The sequence below is a fragment of the Corallococcus aberystwythensis genome, assembly GCF_003612165.1.
Taxonomy (GTDB): Bacteria; Myxococcota; Myxococcia; order Myxococcales; family Myxococcaceae; genus Corallococcus; species Corallococcus aberystwythensis.
Genome location: NZ_RAWK01000611.1, coordinates 1 through 400, shown reverse-complemented (window position 1 = coordinate 400; position 400 = coordinate 1). Strand labels below are relative to the sequence as shown.

Genomic DNA, 400 nt, shown 5'->3' with positions numbered 1-400 from the left:
CTTTTGATCGACCCTTCAGTCGTTGTGGCAACCAGGGAATATGTCGATGACGCGTTGAAAACACATCAGCAATCACGAAATCATCCTGATGCGACGCTGACACAAAAAGGTTTTACGCAGCTGAGTAATGCGACTAATAGCGATGATGAAACCAAAGCGGCCACGCCAAAAGCGGTAAAAACGGCATATGACCTGGCAAATAGCAAAGCTGCCACCAGTCATAATCATGCCTGGAATCAGATTACTGGTATCCCTGATGGTACACTGACGCAGAAAGGAGTCGTTAAGCTTAACAATACAACAAATAGCACCAGTACGACGGAAGCTGCAACACCAAGTGCGGTTAAGGCAGCGATGGATAAGGCTATTGCTGCGGCACCGTCCAGCCATACCCATGCCT

1 protein-coding gene is annotated in these 400 nt (G+C 48.2%); it reads left to right on the top strand.

Annotated features, from left to right (window positions below; translation table 11 throughout):
• A partial coding sequence (locus tag D7W81_RS41720; protein ID WP_208721712.1) for a tail fiber protein occupies positions 1 to 400 on the top strand: 400 nt, incomplete at both ends.